The sequence below is a fragment of the Actibacterium ureilyticum genome, from assembly GCF_002285435.1.
GTDB lineage: Bacteria > Pseudomonadota > Alphaproteobacteria > Rhodobacterales > Rhodobacteraceae > Actibacterium_C > Actibacterium_C ureilyticum.
Window position 1 is genome coordinate 326383 of sequence record NZ_NSBT01000037.1, and the last position, 21874, is coordinate 348256.

A 21874-nucleotide genomic window follows, 5' to 3' on the forward strand; every position below is an offset into this window, starting at 1 on the left:
CGCCCCCACCTGTTCCCTGAAGGAACAGGAAGGAGGGTCGCATGATCCGTCTGAAACATCTGACCGCCGCCGCGCTGCTGACCCTGGCGCCCGCCGCCGCAATGGCGGGGGCCGGGAAATCCGCGGGCCACTGCCCGCCCGGCCTGGCCAAGAAAAGCCCGCATTGCGTGCCGCCCGGTCAGGCAAAAAAACATGATGGCCGGCACGGTTATATCGACGACCGCTATACCCGCGTGCGCTATCCCGGCCGTCACGGGCTGGACCCCGATCAAACCTATTACCGGCTGGGCGATAATGTGGTGCGGATCGACCGTGACACGGGCGAGATCCTGGATGTGATCGGCGCCATCGCCCAGGTGCTGGACTGACCCCTAACGGCGCAGGTCCAGCCCAAGCGCATCTGAAAGCTTGCCGCAATACTGTGCCCAGTCGCGGAAATCGCGGCTGAGCACGAAAAGCCGCCCCTTGGCATCCCAATGGCCGACCTTTTCCTGCGCAAGGGTCAGGATATGCCCCTCGGGCGCGGGGATCCCGTCGCGGCGCGCCAGCAGGATCGCCGCCGCCGTCATCTGTTCGGCGGCGTGACCCAAGGCCCGGGCTTTCGGGCCATCGCCCCCCGACCCCATCCGCGCGCCCATTGTGTAAAGCGCGGCGCAATCCATCAGGCTTTCATGGATCGGCTGCCCCGCCACCGCAGGCCGCCCCGCGCCAAGGGCCATCGCCACGATCAGAATCGCTGCAAGCTTTCGCATAGTGCCTGTCATCCGCCAATCACGGCGGACAGCATGGCGGCACATTCAGGCAGAAATAGGGTCGCCTATTCCGCCGCCACGCGCTTGGCGTTCAGGATCTCGGCCAGATAGCGGCCGGTATGGCTGCGCGGTTCCTTGGCCACGTCCTCGGGTGTGCCGATCGCCACGATCTCGCCCCCGCCATCGCCACCTTCGGGGCCGATATCGATGATCCAGTCGGCGGTCTTGATCACATCAAGATTGTGTTCGATCACCACCACCGAATTGCCCTGCTCGACCAGCTCGTGCAGCACTTCGAGCAGCTTGCGCACATCCTCGAAATGCAGGCCCGTCGTGGGTTCGTCGAGGATATAGAGCGTGCGGCCCGTGGCGCGTTTCGACAGCTCTTTCGACAGCTTCACGCGCTGTGCCTCACCGCCCGACAGGGTCGTGGCCTGTTGGCCGACCTTGATATAGCCCAGCCCCACGCGCATCAGCGCATCCATCTTGTCGCGGATCGACGGGACGGCCTTGAAGAACTCCTGCGCGTCCTCGACCGTCATATCAAGAACATCGGCGATACTCTTGCCTTTCCAGCGAATTTCCAGCGTTTCGCGGTTATAGCGCGCGCCTTTGCAGGTCTCGCAGGTGACATAGACATCGGGCAGGAAATGCATCTCGATCTTGATGACCCCGTCGCCCTGACAGGCCTCGCACCGGCCGCCCTTGACGTTGAAGGAAAACCGCCCCGGCTTGTAGCCACGCGCCTTGGCCTCGGGCAGGCCCGCGAACCAGTCGCGGATGGGCGTGAAGGCCCCGGTATAGGTCGCGGGGTTCGAGCGCGGGGTACGCCCGATGGGGCGCTGGTCGATATCGATGACCTTGTCCAGATGCTCCAGCCCCTTGATGGTTTCGCATGGCGCGGGCGTCTGGCGCGCGCCATTGAGCCGCATGCTGGCGGTCTTGAACAGGGTTTCGATGGTCAGCGTGGATTTGCCCCCGCCCGACACGCCGGTCACACAGACGAACTTGCCCAGCGGGAATTCGGCGGTCACGTTCTTCAAGTTGTTGCCCGTGGCTTTCTTGACCACGACCGACTTGCCCTTGCCCTTGCGCCGGGTGGCGGGCACCGCGATTTCGCGCGTGCCGCTCAGGTATTGCCCGGTCAGCGAGGCGGGATCGCCGGTGATCTGTTCCGGCGTGCCATGCGCCACGACCTGTCCGCCATGCACACCGGCGCCGGGGCCGATGTCGAAAACATAATCGGCCTCGCGGATCGCTTCCTCGTCATGTTCCACCACGATCACGGTGTTGCCCTGATCGCGCAGGTTCTTCAGCGTGGTCAGAAGCCGGCCGTTGTCGCGCTGGTGCAAGCCGATGGACGGTTCGTCCAGCACGTAAAGCACCCCGGTCAGTCCGCTGCCGATCTGGCTGGCCAGACGGATACGCTGGCTTTCGCCGCCGCTTAATGTGCCGGATGAACGTGACAGCGTAAGATATTCCAATCCCACGTTATTCAGGAATCCAAGGCGTTCCCGGATTTCCTTCAGGATGGCGCGGGCGATCTCGTTCTTCTGGGCGCTCAGGCTCTCGGGCGCGGCCTCGATCCAGGCCAGCGCCTCGCGGATGGATTTCTGCACCACATCGCCCACATGCAGCCCGCCGATCTTGACCGCCAGCGCCTCGGGGCGCAGGCGATAGCCGTGGCAGGTGCCGCAAGGGCGGTTGTTCTGGTATTTCTCGAACTTCTCGCGGATCCAGCTTGAATCGGTTTCGCGGAAGCGGCGTTCCATATTGGGGATCACGCCCTCGAACGTGCGTTCGATGTCGAAGACACGGCCGCCCTCGTCAAAGCGGAACAGGATCTCTTCCTCGCCCGAGCCATACAGCAACACCTGACGCGCAAAGGCCGGCAGGTCCTTCCACCGCGCTTTCAGGTCGAATTCGTAATGCTTGGCCATCGCCGCAAGCGCTTGCTTGAAATAGGGCGTGCCGCCTTCGGGCCAATGCGCGGCGGCCAGATCGGTCAGTTTCAGCGTCTGGTCGGGCACCACCAGCCGTTCGTCAAAGAACAGCTCGACCCCCAGCCCGTCGCAATCCGGGCAGGCCCCGAAGGGCGCGTTGAACGAAAACAGGCGCGGTTCGATCTCGGGGATGGTGAAGCCGCTGACGGGACAGGCGAAGTTTTCCGAAAACGTGATGCGCTCAGGCTCGCCCTCGCGCGGGGCGGTTTCCAGAATGGCGATCCCGTCGGCCAGATCCAGTGCGGTGCGGAAACTGTCGGCCAGCCGGGTTTCCAGCCCCTCCTTGATCACGATCCGGTCGACCACAACGTCGATATCGTGGCGGAATTTCTTGTCCAGCGTCGGCGGGGTGTCCAGATCGTGGAATTCGCCGTCGACCTTGACCCGCTGGAACCCCTGCTTGCGCAGTTCCAGCATTTCCTTGCGGTATTCGCCCTTGCGGTCGCGCACGATGGGCGCCAGCAGATAGGCGCGCGTGCCCTCCTCCATCGCCATCACGCGGTCGACCATATCCTGCACCTGCTGCGCCTCAATCGGCTTGCCGGTGGCGGGGCTATAGGGCGTGCCAGCGCGGGCGAAGAGCAGCCGCAGGTAATCATAGATCTCGGTCACCGTGCCGACGGTCGAACGCGGGTTCTTGCTGGTCGTCTTCTGTTCGATGGAAATCGCAGGGCTCAGGCCGCTGATGTGGTCGACATCGGGCTTTTCCATCATGTCCAGAAATTGCCGGGCATAGGCCGACAGGCTTTCGACATAGCGCCGCTGCCCTTCGGCATAGATCGTATCGAACGCCAGGCTGGATTTGCCCGACCCCGACAGGCCGGTGATCACCACCAGCTGATCGCGCGGAATATCCACATCGATGCCCTTGAGGTTATGCTCGCGCGCGCCGCGCACCTCGATATTCTTCAGCTCGGCCATGACCCACCTTTGAACGAATTCCTAACAAATAGTGGACAGCGGGCGAGTCTCCAACCGAAAAAGCGGAACAAAACGGGAATATGCAATTTATCCCGTGGCCGCTTGCGCGCGCAGCCGCGCCAGCCACAGTTGCACGGCAATCGCGCAGCCATAGATCGCCAGAATGGCCAGCAACACCGCGTTCAGCCCGCCCGCCAGCAGCAGCGCCGCCAGAACCGGCGTGCCCAGCAGGTTGCCCAGATTGCCCATCTGCGCCATCGCCCCGTTGGCGCGGGCGCGGGTTTCGACCGTATCGTTCAGCTGGGGCACCATGGCAAAGCCCGCCCCCTGGATCAGGCCCCAGACCATCGCCAGCACCAGAAACGGCCAGGCCGCGCCGGGCATCAGCCCGATCAGCCCCAGCACGATCAGCGCGGCGGCGAAGCCCGCAATCAGAACGCGTTCGGCCGGAATGCGCTGCAACAGCGCGACGCCCAGCGTCAGCGAGGTGCCGATGCTGACAAGCGGCATCGCCCCGATCAGGCCTGCAGCCCGCCCTTCGCCCACGATCTGCGACAGCAGGGTCAGGATCGCCACGAAGGTGAAGGTATAGCAAAGCCACCCCAGCGCGGCGGCATTGGTCCGGGGGGAGCGATAGATCGCCGCCAGATCGGTCAGAACTCGCGACAGGCGCGGCGGCACCGCCGCCCCGGCCCGGTCGCGCGGCAGCATAAGCCACAGCGCCGCCGCCACGGCCAGACACCCCCCGGCATGGATCGCATAAAGCGGCGCGGGACCGGCGGCGCGGATCAGCGGGATACCGGCCCAGGCAAAGACGGCATAGGCGACGCCGAAAAAGCAGCTCCAGAGTGTCATCGCGGCGGCTTGGTGGCGGGGCGCGGTGACTTGGGCGATCAGCGTGGGTGCGGCCACGACAATGGCCAGGTGAGAGACCCCTTCGACCACCCGCGACAGCAGGAAAAGGCCGAAACCGGGCAAGGCGGCCTGTATCAGCGACACCGCAGCCCCCAGCAACAGCGCGGCCAGCAGCACCAGGCGAAAGCCCAGCCACCCCACCAGCGCCCCGGCGGTCGCGCCAAGTACGACCCCCAGCAAAGAGATCAGCGACAAAGCATAGCCCAACGCCGCCCCCGCCTGCGGATAGATATCCGCCAGCGCGCCGTAACTGACGCTGATCTTGGCGAACTGCCCGGCGGCGCACAGCCCCGCCGCCCAAAGCGTCAGGACCAGCAACAGCGCTGTTTCGGAACGATCAGACATGGGTGCAGGATCCTTTGGCGCGAAGGCCGCGCGCGGCCCCTTACATATGGATCACGCGGCCATAGGCGTCCAGCACGGATTCGTGCATCATCTCGGACAGGGTGGGATGCGGGAAGACGGTGTTCATCAGGTCCTCTTCCGTCGTTTCCAGCTGCCGACCGACGACATAGCCCTGGATCAGCTCCGTCACCTCGGCGCCCACCATATGCGCGCCCAGAAGCTCGCCGGTTTTGGCGTCGAAGACGGTCTTGATCATCCCCTCAGGCTCGCCCAGGGCAATCGCCTTGCCATTGCCGATAAAGGGGAAGCGGCCGACCTTGATGTCGTACCCCGCCTCTTTCGCCTTGGCCTCGGTCAGGCCGACACTGGCGACCTGCGGGTGGCAATAGGTGCAGCCGGCGATGCTTTCGGGCTTCACCGGGTGCGGATGGCCGCCGGCGATCAGCTCGGCCACCATCACGCCCTCGTGGCTGGCCTTGTGCGCAAGCCAGGGCGCGCCCGCGATGTCGCCGATGGCATAAAGCCCGTCGACCCCGGTCCGGCAAAATTCGTCCGTCACCACATGGGTGCGGTCGATCTTGACGCCCAGTTCCTCCAGCCCCAGCCCTTCGACATTGCCGACAATGCCAACGGCGGAAATCACGGTGTCGAACTCGTGCTTTTCAACCTTGCCGCCGATTTCGATATGGGCGGTGACCTTGCCCTTGGCACGGTCGAGCTGCTTGACCATCGCCTGTTCCATGATCGTCATGCCCTGCTTGACGAATTGTTTCTTGGCAAAGGCGCTGATCTCGGCGTCTTCCACGGGCAGGACGCGGTCCATCACCTCGACCACGGTCGTGTCGGCGCCCAGCGTGTTGAAGAAGCTGGCGAATTCGATGCCGATGGCGCCCGAGCCGATGACCAGCAGCTTTTTCGGCATCCGGGGCGGTTGCAGCGCGTGCTTGTATGTCCAGACCAGATCGCCATCGGCCTCCAGCCCCGGCAGCTCGCGTGCCCGCGCGCCGGTGGCCAGAACGATGTGCTTGGCGGTCAGATCCTCGGTGCCCTTGTCGGTCTTTACGCTGACCTTGCCCTTGGCGGGGATCGTGGCCGCGCCCATCACCACGGTGATCTTGTTCTTCTTCATCAGGTGGCCGATCCCGCCCGACAGCTGCCCCGCCACCCCGCGCGAGCGTTTGACGACCGCGTCCAGATCAAAGCCGATCTTGTCGGCGCTCAGGCCGAAATCCTTGGCCCGCTCCATCAGGTGGAACACCTCGGCCGAGCGCAGCAGCGCCTTGGTCGGGATACAGCCCCAGTTCAGACAGATGCCGCCCAGATGTTCGCGCTCCACCACCGCGACGGACAGGCCCAGCTGCGCCGCCCGGATCGCCGCGACATAGCCGCCGGGACCGGCCCCGATCACGATCACGTCGAATGATTTGCCCGCCATGCGCTGTCCTCCATCTGTCGCTGATGGCAGGCTAGACCGCCGGGCGGGCTTCTTCAATGACCGACCTTCAGCAGGACGCCATCAGGCGGCGGCGCGCAGTTCCTCGACCACGCGGCCATAGCCGCCATTGTCGATGAAATCGGTTTCTGCCGCGCTGTTGCTGCGGTCCAGGGCGGCGTTGCGATAGGGGAAGCGGCCGAACTGGCGGATGACCTCGCGATGCGCCTTGGCATGCAGCAGGTTATCGGCGCCGGTTTCGGGCATCCGGGTCAGCATCAGCCGCACGCAGCGTTCCTGATCCATCAGACATTCCGAATGCATCAGCGGCAGATAGAAGAACTGGCGTTCGGGTTCGGCAACGCGCATGTCATGCCCGGCATCGATGGCCTGTTTGGCAAAGGCCCGCGCCTGTTTGTCGGTGTCGAACGCCTGACCGCTGCCGCGATACATGTTGCGCGGGAACTGGTCGGTCAGGATCAGATAGGCCAGCGCGGTGTCGGGCAGCGTGAGCCATTCGTGAAAGCCGCCATCGCGGGCGATCTGCCACGGGGCGTCGAAACGGTCGCGAATGCGCGCGTCCAGCTTCGGATCGGTGGCATACCAGCCCTTCGGGCCGACCTCGTCGATCCAGAATGCGGTGATTTCCTCGGGGTTACACAAATGACCTTCTCCCTCACTCATAACCAGCTCCCCAGCCTGCCCAAGTGTCTCTGGACCCCAGCTAACCCGCAAGAAGTTACACCTGCAACCCGCTGAATCCGTGTCTAATGCTCAATATTTGTTTCATCCTGGGCATCAATGAAATATTCCTGTGCGGCTTCGACCGCCACGGGCGAGGCCGACGGCATGACCGGCGCATAGGAACCGGTTTCATGCGACGACGGCGCCGGGCGCTGGGTCGTGCGATAGGCCGCATAGGCCGCCAGCGCCAGCATCAGCAACCCGATGAACAGCCAATAGCCCCCCGGCCCCATGGTCGACATCAGCCAGCCGGTGACGATGGGACCGGCAATCGCACCCAGCCCGTTGATGAAGATCAGCCCGCCCGAGGCCGCGGCCATGTCCTCGACCTCGAGGAAATCATTGGTGTGGGCAATCAGCAGCGCATAAAGCGGGTTGGCCGCCCCGCCCATCAGGAACGCCACGCCCAGCAGGACCGTAAAGGCCGACCCCGACCAGATCCCCACCAGCGACGCCACGCCCCCCATCGCGGCCACCGCCATGACCAGCGCGCGGCGGTCCATCCGGTCCGAGAGCCAGCCGATGGGATATTGCAGCACCAGCGCGCCGACATAGATCATCGCGATGAAGATCGAGATCTGCGCCAGCTCCATCCCCGCCTGTGTGGCGTAAACGGCGGCCATGCCGAACTGGGCCGAAAAGACGCCCCCCAACAGGAAAGAGCCCACGCATCCCAGCGGCGAGTTGTGAAACAGCTCGCGCAGGCTCATCGGCTTGGTCATGTCAAACGCGGGCGTGGGCGAGACCGACAGCAGGATCGGCGCGAACGACACCGAAACCAGCACCGAGGGCACGATGAACAGGATGAAGCCCGACGGATCGCCCAGCACCAGCAGGCCTTGCGCCGCGATGATGCCGACCATCTGCACGATCATGTAAAGCGACAGGGTCTGGCCACGGGTTTCATTGGTGGCCGAATTGTTCAGCCAGCTTTCGGTGGTGACATAAACGCCCGAGAAGCAGAACCCGATCAGCACCCGCAGCACCGCCCAGGCCCAGGGGTTGGCAATCGACGGATAGAGGATCAGCACCGCCGAGATCAGCGATCCCAGCGCCGCAAAGACCCGCACATGCCCCACCCGCCGGATCAGTTCCGGCGTCGCGCGCGAACCGCCCAGAAAGCCCAGGAAATACGCCGCCATGATCAGCGACATCTGGAATGTCGAGAACCCCTCGATCGGGCCGCGCACACCCAGCAGCGTGCCCTGCAGGCCGTTGCCCACCATCAACAACATCAGGCCCAGCAACAGGGGCCAGGAATGCAAGAATACACGCAGCATATCAGATCGCTTCTTTCTTTACCCGGGCAGGCTACCCGATCACGGACCGCCTGTAGATCATGAAAGCGACGTCTTCATGTCGCTCGTGTCCGGCGCATCGGGCAGCAAAAGCGACGCGTCGCCATAGCTGAAGAACCGGTACCCCGCCGCGATGGCATGGGCATAGATCGCCCGGATCGCCCCCACCCCCATCAGCGCCGAGACCAGCATCATCAGTGTCGATTTCGGCAGGTGGAAATTGGTCATCAGCCCATCCGCCACGCGGAACCGGTAGCCGGGGGTGATGAAGATATCGGTCTCGCCGCGCCAGGGATGCATGGTGCCATCGGGGGTGGCGGCGCTTTCGATCAGCCGCAGCGCGGTGGTGCCCACCGGGATCACGCGGCCCCCGGCGGCGCGGGTGGCGTTGATCTGGGCGGCGGCGTCCTCGGTCACCTCGCCCCATTCGGCGTGCATCTTGTGCTGGCTCACATCGTCGACCTTGACCGGCAGAAAGGTGCCCGCGCCCACATGCAGCGTGACCTCGGTGAACGCCACGCCCCGGTCGCGCAGCGCCTGCAACAGCGCATCGTCGAAATGAAGCGAGGCCGTGGGCGCCGCAACAGCGCCGGAATGGCGGGCAAAGACGGTCTGGTAATCGGTCTTGTCGCGGGCATCCGCCGCGCGCCGCCCGGCGATATAGGGCGGCAGCGGCATCGCGCCCGCCTGCGCCAGCGCGGCATCGAAATCGTCGCCCGTCAGGTTGAAGGCCAGCGTCACATCGGTTTCGGATTTCGCCACGACCCGCGCCGAAAGCCCCGCGTCGAACGTGACCTCTTCGCCCTCTTTCAGCTTGCGCAGCGGCTTGGCCAGCGCCTGCCACTGGCCGCCGGGGCGCGGCTCCAGCAGGGTCAGCTCGATCCCGGCCTCGACCACGCCCTGCGCGGTCTCGCGCCGGCGTTTGCCCGCCAGCCGCGCCGGGATCACCTTGGTGTTGTTCAGCACCAGCCGGTCGCCCGGCCCCAGCAGGTCGGGCAGGTCATGCACATGCAGGTCGCGGATCGCGCCCCCTTCGGCCACCAGCATCCGCGCGGAACTGCGCGGGCTGACGGGCCGGGTGGCGATCAGATCCTCGGGCAGGTCGAAATCGAAATCGGACAGCTTCAATTGGCCAGCTCCGGCGGCGGGCGGCGAAAGATCTCGCGGAACATGCCGGGCGTCAGGATCGACAGCGGATTGACCCGCACGCGCGGTGTCTTGGCCGGGCCGGACAGGGAATAGTTGAAGCCGAACAGCCCCTCGCCCTTGCGGGTGAAGATGCTGCCGATGCCGTTCAGCAAATAGATCGGAGAGATCACGCCCTGCATGTCCAGCCGGTTGCCCCGCATATCATAGATCCCGGCCAACGAGATCCCCAACGAGGGGCCGACCGCGCTGCCCCTCTTGATCTGCAACGCGCCCGGGGTCAAGCGGAAGTCGCTTTCCACATCGCTGAAGACCAGCCCCTCGCCATCCAGCAGCTCCAGAATGCCCACCACGCTGATCGCGGTCAGCAATTCGGCCAGCACCGGCGTGCCCTTGACCCGCGTGCGCTTGATCGACAGCGTGCCATCGTAATCGCCCTTTGGCCCGCGCGGCTGCAACACCATGTCCAGCGTGCCGCCATTGGCCTTGGCAAAGACCCCGGCGGCGCGCAGCGCCTCGCCCGCGTCATTCGACAGAACCCGGATCGCGGTGCCGTTGCGCGCGGGCGCCAGCGTCGCCTGGATCGGCGCGCGGCCGTTCAGCCGGCCGGTGAAGCGCCCGCCCGGACCGCCTGTGCGCGACAGCTGCCCCCGCACCCGGGTCAGCGACATGGTGTCGGAAATCACTAGCCGGTCCAGCGCCACGTCGATGGGCGGGCCGCCGGTGCCGCCGCCCGTGCCGGTACCCTGCGGCTGGCGGCGCAGATCGACCAGCCCGCCGCGCAGCGCGATGGCGGGCGCGTTGCCCGCCCCGCGCCCGGTCAGGGTGACCGGCGCATCCAGCCAGCCGTTCAGGCGCACCCGGTCGAATTCCGCGCTTTGCAACTGGCCGCCCTGCCCCAGCGTCACCCGGCCCGAGGTCTCCAGCCCGCCCGCATCGATGGTGAGCGCGTCGATCCGGGGCGGCGACGACAGCGCGCCGGTCACGCGCAGATCGCCCGTGGACTGGCGCGATTTGGACCAGCCCAGCCCCGGCATCGACAGGCCCAGGCCCGCCAGATCGGAATTCAGGCTGAATTCCGGCGGCGCGTCGCGCGCCAGGTCGATGGTCACAGCCCCGCGCCCCGCGCCCGACAGGGTCCCGCTGGGCAGGCCGATATTGAACGCATCGGCAAACCGCTGCGACAGCTCGATGGTCCCGGCCACGCGCGATTTTCCCTGCGCCTCGGGACCCAGCGCTTGGGTCCAGCGCCCGGTGAAGGGCACCCCGTCCAGGCTGGCCGCGCCGCCGATCTCGACCCTATCGTTATCGGCCACCAGGCTCAGCTCTTCGGCGCGCAGCACCCGGCCCGGCACCAGCACCGTGCTGTGCACATCGTTCATCGTGCCCTGAACGTCGAACGTGACCTCTTCGGTCTTCAGCTCTTTCTTCAGGACCAGCGCCAGCCGGGTTTCGGTCTGGGCCCGGGCGCTGGCCAGGTCGATTGGCTGGCCCGCGCGGCTCATGATGCTGAGCGGGGCCAGATCCAGCACCGACAGGATGTCCTTCAGCGTGCTGTCGGTGCGCAGGGTGAATTCCGCCGGGGGCCGCTTGATCCCCAGATCGGGCACATGCATCACCGACCCGGCCATCTGCACCCGCCCCCCGGCGGGCGCCGTCACATGGCCGCTTTCGACCACCAGGGTAAAGGCGTTGTCGCTGATCGTGGCATAGCCGAAGCCGTTTTCGATGGGCGGCATGGTCTTCAGGAACCGCACCCGCGCGTCGCGAAACTCGTGGCTGAGCGAGGCGACGGGCGGCTGGTCGGGCCGCAGCCGGACGGCGGCACGCACATCGAAGAACTTGCCCGACAGCACGTTGTTGGCGATCCAGCGCCGCGTCCCCGGCACCAGATCGACGGGCCAGAGCGCCAGCAGCCGGTCATCGGTGATCTCGTCCAGCGACAGGTCGGCATCGACCTGCCAGCCCTTGGCATCGGCGGTGACCCGGCCCGACCCGCGATAATCCACGCCCGCCGCATCGGTCAGCACCACCTGCCCGATCTGCGCGGTGAACGGGTCCAGCGCGACCTTGAAATCCACCGCGCCGCCGACAAAGCGGGCGGGTTCGGCAAACAGCCCCTCGGGGTCCAGCAGCACCTCGCCGAAGCGGAACTGGGTGACCAGGCTGCTGGGCCAGCCCGCCACGTGATCGCGCAGATATGCATGGCCATCGGCCCTGAGCCGCAGACCGGCGGTGTCGACCTCGATCTCGTCGAAGGTGATCTTGTCGCCGCCCGGATCGTAGGAGAAATAGCTTTTGCCGCGATTGAAGCGGATCGGCGCGACGCCCTCGACCGGCCGCAGCGAGCCGCCGCCGACCTCGAGCGCGGCGGAAAGCGGCGCCAGACCGCCATCGGCGGTGGTGCCGCTGCGCACGGCGCCGGAAATCGGCGCGTCGATCACCGCCAGAAAGGCAAGACCGGGCGATTGCGTGGCGATGTCGGCGGCGGGCATGTCGCTGAAATTGGCCGAGAAGCGCGCGCTGTTCGATCCCTTGTCCGAGACGAAATTCACCGCCACCTCGGACGGGACGCCCTGATCGTTCTGCAGCGAGAAGAACACCCGCAGCTCGATCTGTTCGTCGGTCTGGTCCAGTGTCATCAGCCCATCGCTGACCTGCCATTTGCGGCCCGAACGGGCATCTTCATAGCTGAGCGCCAGCCGCTCGACCGAGATCCCCTCGACCGCTTCCAGCACGGGCGCGGTAAAGGCGTCGTCGAACTGCTCCAGCGCCTCGACCATGGTGGTGGCGCCGGTACCGTTCACCGGCACATCCCCCAGCGCCATGTCCAGCGAGCCGTCAGCGGCGCGGCGCAGGAACAGATGCGCATCCGTCAGCTCCAGCCGCCGCAGCATCACCTGGCGCTGTTGCAGCAGCGGGCGGGCGGCGATGGTGGCGTTCAGCTCGGGCAGTTGCGCCACCGTGCGGCCGCGCGCATCCGACAGGGCGACCTGGCGCAGGTGGATCTGTGGCACGCCCTGGCGCGACACGAACAGATCCGCCCCGGCGATGTCGACCGCCGCGGGCGCGATCATTGCGTTCAGCCGGGTTTCCAGCCGCTCGGTGACCCAATCGGGCAGCTGCACCATTCGCCCGGTAAAGGCCAGCGCCGCCACCCCCGCGGCCAGCACCAGCAGGAAGATCGCTATCCCCAGAAAGATCGCCGCGCGCCGGACATGACGGCGCCGGGGTTTGGAAACGGTTTCGCTCATCTCTCGCCTTTGCGGCGGCCTCTTGCCTCTTACGGCGGCGGCTTTATTTTCCGTCGCATCATTTATGACATGCACTCTAGCGCGAACGAAGGATCACAACCAGATGCCAGATATCGGTGACACCGCCCCGGATTTCACCCTGCCCCGCGATGGCGGCGACACGGTCACGCTGTCGGCGCTGCGCCCCGCGCCGGTGGTGCTGTATTTCTATCCCAAGGACGACACGCCGGGCTGCACCAAGGAGGCGATCGCCTTTACCGAACAGCTGGCCGAGTTCGAGGCCGCGGGCGCGCGGGTCTTCGGCATTTCCAAGGACCCCGTGGCAAAGCACGAGAAGTTCCGCGCCAAGCACGATTTGGCGGTGCCGCTTCTGTCGGATGCCGAGGGCGATGTGTGCGAGCAGTTCGGCGTCTGGGGGGAAAAGAACATGTATGGCAAGAAATACATGGGGATCGAGCGGGCGACCTTTCTGATCGGCGGTGACGGGCGGATCGCGCAGGTCTGGCGCAAGGTCAAGGTGCCGGGCCATGCCGACGCGGTCCTGGAGGCGGTGCGCGGGCTGTAAGCGCGCGCCGGAGTATTTTTGGAGCAATGAAGGGGGCGCGGGTTTACCTGCCCCCTGCTGTCGGGCCATATCCGTGGCGATGACGATAGCAGGATATGCCCCATGCCCCAGACCCTGACAGAAATGGCCGTTGCGGTTCTGACCACCGCCGATGGCCGCGCCAAGACCGCCCTGTCGCGGACCCATGCGGCGGCGTGGTTTGCCGCGCGTGACGCGGGCGATCCGATCCCGGTGGGGGTGGCCGCACCCCCGCTGCGGCCAGCGCGGCCCGAAAAGCCCGACCTTCTGGATCCGCGCGACGTGCCCAAGCGCAAGCCGGGCAGCCCGGCGGGGCGCATCGCGCTGCTGCATGCGGTGGCGCATATCGAGCTGAACGCCGTCGATCTGCACTGGGATCTGATCGCGCGGTTCGGGGAGGTGCCGATGCCGATGGGGTTTTACGACGACTGGGTGCGGGCGGCGGACGAGGAATCCAAGCATTTCAACCTGGTATCCGATTGCCTGGAGGCGTCGGGCAGCCATTACGGCGCCCTGCCCGCCCATGCCGGAATGTGGCGCGCGGCCGAGGATACGGTGGACGATCTGATGGGGCGGCTGGCGGTGGTGCCGATGGTGCTGGAGGCGCGCGGCCTGGATGTGACGCCGGGCATGATCGAGATCTTTCGCAAGGCCGGTGATGACGCCGCAGTTGCCGCGCTGGAGGTGATCTATGGCGAGGAGGTGGGCCATGTCGCCTATGGCTCCAAATGGTTCCACTTCCTGTGCGGGCGGCATGACCTGGACCCCAAGGAGGTGTTCCACGATCTGGTGCGCCGCTATTTCCACGGCGCGCTGAAGCCCCCCTTCAACGAGGAAAAGCGGGCCGAGGCCGGTCTGCCGCCGGATTTCTATTGGCCGCTGGCCGAGGGCAGCAACCTGCGGTGATCGGCCGCGGATCGGGGACCAGGGCGCCGTTCGGGGGGTGAAAGTCGGCGAAAATCCGCCACTTACCCGCCCCGACCGGCGGGGCGGCGCTGTTGGGTGCTCAAAAATGTTGCAGCGTTTTTGCCGACTGGCTAAGCAGCTTAGGACCCCGCGGCCGGACACCGCGCGGGTGCGGTGGAGATAAAAAAGGCTTGGGGCACAGGATGCAATCGCAGAACCGATTGAACGCCAGACTTGAACGCATGCTGCCCGAGCAGCGGCTTTACCTGCGCAGCGATACCGCGACCCGATTTATCCGCCTGAAACCCCACACCCAACTGATTGCCCTGGCCGGATCGGCCGTCGTGGTGGCCTGGGCCATCGTTGCGGCGGCGATCGTGCTGATGGACAGTATCGGGTCGGGCAACCTGCGCGAGCAGGCCGCGCGCGAACAGCTTTTGTACGAAACCCGGCTGAACGCGATGGCCGAGGAGCGCGATCTGCGGTCGCACGAGGCCGCCGCCGCGCAGGACCGGTTCAACGACGCGCTGGCCGAGGTTTCGGCGATGCAGTCGAAGCTTCTGGCCTCGGAAGAGCGCCGCAAGGAGCTGGAAACCGGCATCCGCGTGATCCAGTCCACCCTGCGCGACACGATGAAGGATCGCGATGTGGCCCGCGCCGGGGAAAGCCGCGCGCGCACCGAGCTGGCCGAGGTGACGGGCACGACCCGCACCCGGAACGGACAGGTCGACGACCTGACCGAGACCGTGACCTTCCTGTCGGATGCGCTGAACCTGACCGCGACCGAACGCGACACCGTGGCCGCCGATGCCGCCGCCGCGATCGAGCTGGTCGAGACCATGGATTACGAGCGGCGCCTGATGCAGGACCGCAACGACAAGATCTTCGAGAAGCTGGAAGAGGCGCTGACCGTGTCGGTCGAGCCGCTGGACAAGATGTTCCGCGCCGCCGGCCTGCCGCCTGACAGCCTGATCGCGCAGGTGCGCAACGGCTATTCCGGCCAGGGCGGCCCGCTGACGCCGCTGTCGTTTTCCACCAAGGGCGAGGATCCGACCGCCGACGAGCTGCGCGCCAACGACATCCTGAAGGGTCTGGACCGGATGAACCTGTACCGGATCGCCGCCCAGAAGGCGCCGTTCGACGTGCCGGTGAAATCGGCCTTTCGCTTTACCAGCGGATTCGGGCCGCGCTGGGGCCGGATGCATAACGGCACCGATTTCGCCGCCAGCCACGGCACCCCGATCTATTCGACCGCCGATGGCGTGGTGGTGCATGCGGACTGGTCGTCGGGCTATGGCCGGCTGATCAAGATCAAGCATGATTTCGGCATCGAAACGCGTTATGCGCACCTGTCGCAAATCCGGGTCAAGGTGGGGCAAAGGGTCTCGCGCGGGGAACGGATTGGTGATATGGGAAACTCTGGCCGTTCCACCGGAACGCATCTACACTACGAAGTGCGGGTGGGGGGAAAGCCCGTCAATCCGATGACCTATATCAAGGCAGCAAGAGATGTTTTCTAAAAGCAGGATCAACGAACCCGGACCCAAGCAGGCAGGCGACGCCGAACAAACCGGCGCCCCGGAGAGCAGCCTGCCGCCCGTGGCCCCCAAAAGCGACCTGGGCATGAGCACCCCGCCCAAGGCAAAGCCGCCGGCATCGGTGCTGTCGTCCGACCTGACCATCACCGGCAATCTCAAGACATCCGGCGACATTCAGGTCGAAGGCGTGATCGAAGGCGACATCCGCGCCCATCTTCTGACCGTGGGCGAAGGCGCCACGATCAAGGGCGAGGTTGTGGCAGACGATGTCGTCATCAATGGCCGCATCATCGGCCGCGTGCGCGGGCTGAAGGTGCGCCTGACATCGACCGCGCGGGTCGAAGGCGACATCATCCACAAGACCATCGCGATTGAATCCGGCGCCCATTTCGAAGGCTCGGTTCAGCGCCAGGACGACCCGCTGAGCACCGGCGGCGCCCGCCCTGCCGCGCCCAAGCCTGCGGCGCCCGCGCCCTCGGCCGCGCCGAAGGCCTGATCGCAAGACCGACCTCAATCGGGTCGAACGCTTCGGGGCATCGCATCTGCGGTGCCCTTTCGTTTCAGCATTGCCGACCCGTTTACAGCATCGAAAACAAGGCCGCTTCGGCTTGAAACGGCGGCACAACACATAAACCGGATGGTTCAAACGTGGATCCAAGCAGCCTGCTGCGTGAGCTGATCACGCTTCTTGTCGTCATTGACCCGGTTGGTTCGATCCCCGTTTTCCTTTTCGCGGTCAGCAGCGTTCCAAAACATCTGCATCGCCGTTTCGCCATTCGCGCCGTCGCGATCGCCGCGCTTGTTCTGATGGCCTTTTTGCTGGGCGGGCAGTTTCTGCTGGAGACGCTGGGCCTGCGTCTGGGATCGTTCCAGATCGCGGGCGGCATCGTCCTGTTCCTGTTTGCGATGACGATGATCTTCGGCAATTCCAAACCCGCCACCGAGATCGAAGAGGCCGAACGCGATCACCTTGCGGGGGCGGTTTTTCCCATGGCGATCCCGTCCATCGCCTCGCCCGGTGCCATGCTGGCCATCGTCGTCCTGACCGACAATCATCGCCAATCCATCGCCGAACAGGCGATGACCGCCGCGCTTCTGGGGGTCGTGCTGGTGCTGACACTGGTCCTTCTGTTGGCCGCGACGCTGATCCACAGGTGGATCGGAAACACCGGCGCCAGCGTGATCAGCCGCGTCATGGGGATCATCCTGGCGACAATCGCGGTCGATTCCGTCCTGGGTGGGTTCGAGGCATTGGGGGTCTTCGACCTGTCCGCCGGAATGCCCGACCCCTGAGGGCAAGACGGCGCCGCCCACCTTGGGCCGCGCCATCAACGCTTTTCAATTGCGCAGGTTCCGGATCGCGTGGCGCGGTGATCCGGCGCAGGATCGGGCATCTTCACACCCCGAGGTCCCGATGCCCGAGCTGATCCTGTTCCTGTTCCCGCTGGCCTATAGCCCCGGTCCCGGCAACCTGTTCTTTGCCGCCACCGGCGCGCGGTTCGGGCTGCGGGCGGCGGTGCCGGCATTGGCGGGGTATCATGTGGCGACATTTGCGGTCACGCTGGCCATCGGGCTGGGTTTTGACGGGTTGCTGCGGCTGATGCCGGTGTTGGCGCCGGTGCTGCGGGTGGCGGGGGCGGCCTATTTGCTGTGGCTGGCATTGGGCATGTTGCGGGCGGGGTTTTCGGCCACGACGCGACAGGGCAACCCGGCGGGCTGGTCGGCAGGGGCGTTGCTGTTGCTGCTGAACCCCAAGGCCTACGTCATCATGACGCTGATGTTCGCGCGCTTCCTGCCCCAGGCGACGGGCCCGGCGCCGGTTTTGTGGATCAGCGCGCTGTTCACCCTGAACAACCTTGTGGCTTTCGTGCTGTGGGCGGCGGCGGGGGATGTGCTGTTGCGGCCGTTGCAGACGGCGCGCAACGCCCGGCGGATGAACCTGGTGTTCGGCGCGCTGCTGGCCGGTGTCGCACTGTGGCTGCTGATCCCGGGCTAGGCGCCCTGCCCCGGCGCGACCAGCGCGCGGCGATACATGTGCCAGGTGGCATGGCCCAGCACCGGCAGCACCACCAGCAGGCCCAGAAACAGCGGCACCATCGCCCAGAAGACCAGCGTGGCGATCACGACGGCCCAGATCAGCATGACGGCCAGGTTGCGCTTCACCGTTTCGAAACTCAGCAGCATGGCGGTGACGAAGTCGATTTCCTTGTCCAGCAACAGCGGCAGGCTGACCACCGTCAGGCAGAACAGCACAAAGGCAAAGACCGCCCCCACCACCAGTTCGACCGCGATCATGGTCAGCCCGTTGGCGGTCAGGAACGCATCGAACGAGGACGAGATATTGGTCAGCACGCTGAGCCCCATGAAAAGCGCAAAGATCATATGCGCCAGAAAGGTCCAGAACAGGAAATAGATCACGATGATCGCGCCCATCCACGGGATCTGGCGGTCCTTTTCGGCGATGACGACGCCCAGAACCTCGCGCCAGATCAGCGGCGTGCCGGTTTCCAGCCGATGGCTGACCTCATAGAGGCCCACGGCGGCAAAGGGCGCAAACAGCGGAAAGCCCAGCGACATGACCAGCGTCCAGGTCACTGTCCCCGCGCCAAAGGCCACCATGCCGATCCCGAGCAGCACGTAAAAGGCGCTGAAGAACAGCCCGAAGGCCGGGGCGCGGCGGAAATCGCGCCAGCCGGCGGCCAGGGCCGCCCGGATGTCGCGAAGCTTCAGCGTTGCGATGTCGGGACGTGGCGAGGGCGCCAGGGCGGTCATGGTGTCGGTCATCGGGGTCCTCCTGCGTGCGCCTCCTCAAACGCAGGGGAATTAGAGTACAGGCGACGCGCGCGGGGCAAGGAAAATCTTGACCCCTAGACCGCGTGCGGGTCGGCCCAGGACAGGATGCCCGCCACGTCCAGACCGTCGACCGCGCCCGTGACGGCGCCCCGCTGGCCCGCCAGCCGGGTCCGCAGATAGCCCTGCGCCACCGCGTCGGGCGCGCTGCGCAACAGCACCGCGCCGGTCAGAAGCTGTGCCAGCTCGGCCACGTACCAGCGCGCCAGGTCCGGGTCGGGCGGCGCGGGCCAGCGGGCGCGGTGATCGGCCAGCGCCCGGTCAAAGAACGCGTCGCCGCCGCGCGCGGCCTCCAGTTCCGCGTTCAGGCTGTGCGCGGCATCGGCATCGCGATCCAGGCTGCGCAGGATGTCCAGGCAGATGACATTGCCCGACCCCTCCCAGATGGAATTCAGCGGCGCCTCGCGATAGAGCATCGGCAGCGGCGTATCCTCGACATAGCCCATGCCCCCCAGCGCCTCCATGCATTCATAGATGACATTGGGGGCGCGCTTGTTCGACAGGAACTTGGCCAGTGCCACAGCCACGCGGGCAAAGCCGCGCTCTGGCGGCGTGGTGCCATCGAAGGCCGCCGCCACCCGCAGACCCAGCGCCAGCGCACCGGCCCAGTCCAGCACCAGATCGGCCAGCACCGCACGCATCAGCGGCTGGTCGATCAGCGCGCGCTGGAACACCCGGCGGCCCCGGCACCACCACAGCGCCTCGTCCAGCGCGGCCTTCATCAGCCCCGCGGGCGCCAGCGCGGTGTCCAGCCGGGTGTGATGCACCATCTCGATGATCGTGCGGATGCCCGCGCCCTCGTCCCCCAGCCTGTGGGCCAGCGCGCCGTGATATTCGATCTCGGCCGAGGCATTGGCGTGGTTGCCCAGCTTGTCCTTCAGCCGCATCAGATGGATGGGGTTGCGCGTGTCCCCCGGCAACCAGCGCGGCACCAGGAAACAGGTCAGACCGCCCGGCGCCTGGGCCAGTGTCAGGAACCCGTCCGACATCGGGGCCGAGCAGAACCATTTGTGCCCCTCCAGCCGGTATGTATCCCCGGTGGGCCGGGCCAGCGTCATGTTGCTGCGCACGTCCGAGCCGCCCTGTTTTTCGGTCATCGCCATGCCCAGCGTCGCGGCGCGCTTGTCGGCCAGCGGCGCGATTGCGGGATCGTGCGCCAGCGCGGTCAGCTTCGGGCGCCATTCGGCCCTCAGCCCCGCATCCGCCGCAAGCGCGGGCACGGCGGCATAGGTCATGGTCATCGGACAGCAAACACCCGGTTCGACCTGGCTGAACAGATAGACCTGCGCGGCATGGGTCACATGGCTGCCCCCGGTCCAAGGCCCGGCGGCATAGCCCGCGCCCAGCCCCAGCGCCAGCAGATCGTGATAGGCGGGGTGAAACCGCACCTCGTCCAGCCGCCGCCCGCCCCGGTCGAACAGGTGCAGCTCGGGGCGGTTGCGGGCGGCCTGGCGCGCCATGTCGCGGGTCGCCGCCTGCCCCAGCCGGGCCGCCAGCGGGCGCAGCGCCCCGGGGTCACCGCCGAACCGCAGGCACAGCGCCCGAAGCCCCGGATCGCCCTGCCACAGGTCCCGGTCGCCCGGCGGTTCGGGCTGGTTCAGGACCTGACCGTTTCCGTTCGGAATATCCGCCATCGCCGCTGCCCCTCCACCCGGCAAAGATCCGCGATTTGCAGCGATAATATGCGGTTTTCACCATTTTGGGGATTCCCTTTGCGAATCACCTGTGGCAAGGTCCTTTCACCGCCCGTCAGAGGCGGACAAAGAGGCAGACCATGAGCAAACCCCGTACCCGTCCCGCCCTGGGTTCCGTGCTGTTTTTCGCACTGTCCCTGTGCCTGGGCACCTATTTCACCTTTGCCGCCGTGCAGGGAGATTACGGGCTGTTCCGCCGCGTCCAGATCGAGGCCGAGAAGAAGGCGCTGCTGGCCGAACATGCCGCGCTTCGGGCGCAGCTCGATGACATGCGCAACCGCACCCGGCGGCTGTCGGACGATTACCTGGACCTGGACCTGCTGGACGAACAGGCGCGCAGCGTGCTGGGTCTGATCCGCGCGGACGAAATCGTCATTCGCTGACCCGCTTTCGCGAATTCCGGGCCGGATTCCGCGAAACCTGCCCGGCTTGTGTTTGACTGTCTTAGTTTAATGCTAAACTATGGGGGGACAGTCAGGGAGGACCGCATGGCCGCGCGCAAGACCACACCCAAACCCAACACATCGAAGGAAGAGCTTCTGGCGTTCTATCGCGAGATGCTGCTGATCCGCCGGTTCGAGGAAAAGGCCGGCCAGCTTTACGGCATGGGCCTGATCGGCGGGTTCTGTCACCTTTATATCGGGCAAGAGGCCGTGGTCGTCGGCCTTGAGGCCGCGGCCGAGGATGGCGACAAGCGCGTCACCTCCTATCGCGATCACGGGCACATGCTGGCCTGCGGGATGGACCCCAAGGGCGTGATGGCCGAGCTGACCGGGCGCGAGGGCGGCTATTCCAAGGGTAAGGGCGGCTCGATGCACATGTTTTCCAAGGAAAAGCATTTCTATGGCGGGCATGGCATCGTCGGCGCGCAGGTGCCCATCGGGGCGGGGCTGGCCTTTGCCGACAAGTACAAGGGCAACGGCCGCGTGACCTTCACCTATTTCGGCGACGGCGCGGCGAACCAGGGCCAGGTCTATGAGACATTCAACATGGCCGCGCTTTGGGATCTGCCGGTGATCTTCGTGATCGAGAACAACCAATATGCCATGGGCACGTCGATGCAGCGCTCGACCTCGACCCCCGATATCCACACCCGGGGCGAGGCGTTCGGCATCCCCGGCGAAGAGGTCGACGGGATGGACGTGCTGGCGGTCAAGGAAGCCGGCGAAAAGGCGGTGAAACACTGCCGCGCGGGCAAGGGCCCCTATATTCTGGAAGTGAAGACATACCGGTATCGCGGCCATTCGATGTCGGACCCGGCCAAGTACCGCACCCGCGAAGAGGTCCAGAAGGTGCGCGAGGAACGCGACGCCATCGAACATGTCCGCGAGATGCTGCTGACCGGCAAACACGCGACCGAGGACGAGCTGAAAGCCATCGACAAGGACATCAAGGCCGTCGTGAACGAGGCGGCCGAGTTCTCGAAGGACAGCCCCGAGCCGTCGGTCGACGAGCTTTACACCGATATCTACGCCGAGGCCTGAGGGAGGAAC

19 protein-coding genes are annotated in these 21874 nt (G+C 65.9%); 9 read left to right on the plus strand and 10 right to left on the minus strand.

The features are described from left to right. Positions 1-41 precede the first annotated feature (41 nt). Positions 42-368: an excinuclease ABC subunit A gene (locus CLM60_RS14485; RefSeq protein WP_245848424.1), complete on the plus strand. Its 327-nt coding sequence runs from the start codon at positions 42-44 to the stop codon at positions 366-368. 3 nt (positions 369-371) lie between these two features. Here CLM60_RS14485 and CLM60_RS14490 read toward each other — a convergent pair whose 3' ends face one another. The 8 genes from CLM60_RS14490 to CLM60_RS14525 all read right to left on the minus strand — a co-directional run bounded on the left by CLM60_RS14490 (position 372) and on the right by CLM60_RS14525 (position 12810). Beyond that, the gene (locus CLM60_RS14490) at positions 372-752 is read right to left on the minus strand and encodes a hypothetical protein (RefSeq protein ID WP_095589843.1); all 381 of its coding nucleotides are present in this window, start codon (positions 750-752) and stop codon (positions 372-374) included. Positions 753-817: 65 nt separating this feature from the next. Next, the gene (gene uvrA, locus CLM60_RS14495) at positions 818-3676 is read right to left on the minus strand and encodes an excinuclease ABC subunit UvrA (RefSeq protein WP_095589844.1); all 2859 of its coding nucleotides are present in this window, start codon (positions 3674-3676) and stop codon (positions 818-820) included. A gap of 87 nt (positions 3677-3763) precedes the next feature. Next, entirely contained in the window at positions 3764-4936 is a 1173-nt protein-coding gene (locus tag CLM60_RS14500) for an MFS transporter (RefSeq protein WP_095589845.1), read from the minus strand. 40 nt (positions 4937-4976) lie between these two features. Continuing rightward, positions 4977-6371: a dihydrolipoyl dehydrogenase gene (gene lpdA / locus CLM60_RS14505; protein WP_095589846.1), complete on the minus strand. Its 1395-nt coding sequence runs from the start codon at positions 6369-6371 to the stop codon at positions 4977-4979. 81 nt (positions 6372-6452) lie between these two features. Beyond that, a complete protein-coding gene (locus CLM60_RS14510) occupies positions 6453-7031 on the minus strand; it encodes a DUF924 family protein (protein WP_095589847.1) in 579 nt (192 codons plus the stop codon). A 104-nt stretch (positions 7032-7135) separates the two neighbouring features. Further along, positions 7136-8392 carry an MFS transporter gene (locus tag CLM60_RS14515; RefSeq protein WP_095589848.1) on the minus strand — a complete coding sequence of 419 codons (1257 nt, stop codon included), beginning with the start codon at positions 8390-8392 and terminating at the stop codon, positions 7136-7138. Positions 8393-8449: 57 nt separating this feature from the next. Next, positions 8450-9538, minus strand: coding sequence for a tRNA preQ1(34) S-adenosylmethionine ribosyltransferase-isomerase QueA (gene queA / locus CLM60_RS14520; RefSeq protein WP_095589849.1), 1089 nt, complete (start codon positions 9536-9538; stop codon positions 8450-8452). Further along, positions 9535-12810, minus strand: a complete 3276-nt coding sequence (locus CLM60_RS14525) for a YhdP family protein (RefSeq protein ID WP_095589850.1) — start codon at positions 12808-12810, stop codon at positions 9535-9537. The genes queA and CLM60_RS14525 overlap by 4 nt, the downstream gene beginning before the upstream one ends. A 103-nt stretch (positions 12811-12913) precedes the next feature. Here CLM60_RS14525 and bcp point away from each other — a divergent pair, with 103 nt between their 5' ends. From bcp to CLM60_RS14555, 6 genes are all read left to right on the plus strand, one after another. After that, entirely contained in the window at positions 12914-13375 is a 462-nt protein-coding gene (gene bcp, locus CLM60_RS14530; RefSeq protein WP_095589851.1) for a thioredoxin-dependent thiol peroxidase, read from the plus strand. Between the two features lie 102 nt (positions 13376-13477). Continuing rightward, positions 13478-14299: a ferritin-like domain-containing protein gene (locus tag CLM60_RS14535; RefSeq protein WP_095589852.1), complete on the plus strand. Its 822-nt coding sequence runs from the start codon at positions 13478-13480 to the stop codon at positions 14297-14299. A 203-nt stretch (positions 14300-14502) separates the two neighbouring features. Beyond that, positions 14503-15819 (plus strand): M23 family metallopeptidase, encoded by a 1317-nt coding sequence (locus tag CLM60_RS14540; protein ID WP_095589853.1) that lies wholly within the window; start codon positions 14503-14505, stop codon positions 15817-15819. After that, entirely contained in the window at positions 15809-16333 is a 525-nt protein-coding gene (locus tag CLM60_RS14545; RefSeq protein ID WP_095589854.1) for a bactofilin family protein, read from the plus strand. The genes CLM60_RS14540 and CLM60_RS14545 overlap by 11 nt, the downstream gene beginning before the upstream one ends. Positions 16334-16485: 152 nt before the next feature. Next, the gene (locus tag CLM60_RS14550; RefSeq protein WP_095589855.1) at positions 16486-17130 is read left to right on the plus strand and encodes a MarC family protein; all 645 of its coding nucleotides are present in this window, start codon (positions 16486-16488) and stop codon (positions 17128-17130) included. A gap of 121 nt (positions 17131-17251) precedes the next feature. Next, complete coding sequence (locus CLM60_RS14555) at positions 17252-17833, plus strand: LysE family translocator (RefSeq protein WP_095589856.1); 582 nt, start codon at positions 17252-17254, stop codon at positions 17831-17833. Here the strand turns inward: CLM60_RS14555 and CLM60_RS14560 are convergent. Both CLM60_RS14560 and CLM60_RS14565 read right to left on the minus strand, forming a co-directional pair. Further along, entirely contained in the window at positions 17830-18621 is a 792-nt protein-coding gene (locus CLM60_RS14560; RefSeq protein WP_095589857.1) for a DUF2189 domain-containing protein, read from the minus strand. The genes CLM60_RS14555 and CLM60_RS14560 overlap by 4 nt on opposite strands. An 83-nt stretch (positions 18622-18704) precedes the next feature. After that, complete coding sequence (locus CLM60_RS14565; protein WP_095589858.1) at positions 18705-20321, minus strand: acyl-CoA dehydrogenase family protein; 1617 nt, start codon at positions 20319-20321, stop codon at positions 18705-18707. Positions 20322-20461: 140 nt separating this feature from the next. On the opposite strand from CLM60_RS14565, the gene CLM60_RS14570 reads away from it, so the two are divergent. After that, positions 20462-20764: an FtsB family cell division protein gene (locus CLM60_RS14570; protein WP_095589859.1), complete on the plus strand. Its 303-nt coding sequence runs from the start codon at positions 20462-20464 to the stop codon at positions 20762-20764. 105 nt (positions 20765-20869) lie between these two features. Beyond that, positions 20870-21865, plus strand: a complete 996-nt coding sequence (gene pdhA, locus CLM60_RS14575) for a pyruvate dehydrogenase (acetyl-transferring) E1 component subunit alpha (protein ID WP_095589860.1) — start codon at positions 20870-20872, stop codon at positions 21863-21865. Positions 21866-21874 lie beyond the last annotated feature (9 nt).

What these genes read in the sequence shown, in the direction of transcription:
- CLM60_RS14485 (WP_245848424.1), top strand. Translation starts at nt 42, where the DNA reads ATGATCCGTCTGAAACATCTGACCGCCGCCGCGCTGCTGACCCTGGCG.
- CLM60_RS14490 (WP_095589843.1), bottom strand. Translation starts at nt 752, where the DNA reads ATGCGAAAGCTTGCAGCGATTCTGATCGTGGCGATGGCCCTTGGCGCG.
- uvrA (WP_095589844.1), bottom strand. Translation starts at nt 3,676, where the DNA reads ATGGCCGAGCTGAAGAATATCGAGGTGCGCGGCGCGCGCGAGCATAAC.
- CLM60_RS14500 (WP_095589845.1), bottom strand. Translation starts at nt 4,936, where the DNA reads ATGTCTGATCGTTCCGAAACAGCGCTGTTGCTGGTCCTGACGCTTTGG.
- lpdA (WP_095589846.1), bottom strand. Translation starts at nt 6,371, where the DNA reads ATGGCGGGCAAATCATTCGACGTGATCGTGATCGGGGCCGGTCCCGGC.
- CLM60_RS14515 (WP_095589848.1), bottom strand. Translation starts at nt 8,392, where the DNA reads ATGCTGCGTGTATTCTTGCATTCCTGGCCCCTGTTGCTGGGCCTGATG.
- CLM60_RS14525 (WP_095589850.1), bottom strand. Translation starts at nt 12,810, where the DNA reads ATGAGCGAAACCGTTTCCAAACCCCGGCGCCGTCATGTCCGGCGCGCG.
- bcp (WP_095589851.1), top strand. Translation starts at nt 12,914, where the DNA reads ATGCCAGATATCGGTGACACCGCCCCGGATTTCACCCTGCCCCGCGAT.
- CLM60_RS14535 (WP_095589852.1), top strand. Translation starts at nt 13,478, where the DNA reads ATGCCCCAGACCCTGACAGAAATGGCCGTTGCGGTTCTGACCACCGCC.
- CLM60_RS14540 (WP_095589853.1), top strand. Translation starts at nt 14,503, where the DNA reads ATGCAATCGCAGAACCGATTGAACGCCAGACTTGAACGCATGCTGCCC.
- CLM60_RS14545 (WP_095589854.1), top strand. Translation starts at nt 15,809, where the DNA reads ATGTTTTCTAAAAGCAGGATCAACGAACCCGGACCCAAGCAGGCAGGC.
- CLM60_RS14555 (WP_095589856.1), top strand. Translation starts at nt 17,252, where the DNA reads ATGCCCGAGCTGATCCTGTTCCTGTTCCCGCTGGCCTATAGCCCCGGT.
- CLM60_RS14560 (WP_095589857.1), bottom strand. Translation starts at nt 18,621, where the DNA reads ATGACCGACACCATGACCGCCCTGGCGCCCTCGCCACGTCCCGACATC.
- CLM60_RS14565 (WP_095589858.1), bottom strand. Translation starts at nt 20,321, where the DNA reads ATGGCGGATATTCCGAACGGAAACGGTCAGGTCCTGAACCAGCCCGAA.
- CLM60_RS14570 (WP_095589859.1), top strand. Translation starts at nt 20,462, where the DNA reads ATGAGCAAACCCCGTACCCGTCCCGCCCTGGGTTCCGTGCTGTTTTTC.
- pdhA (WP_095589860.1), top strand. Translation starts at nt 20,870, where the DNA reads ATGGCCGCGCGCAAGACCACACCCAAACCCAACACATCGAAGGAAGAG.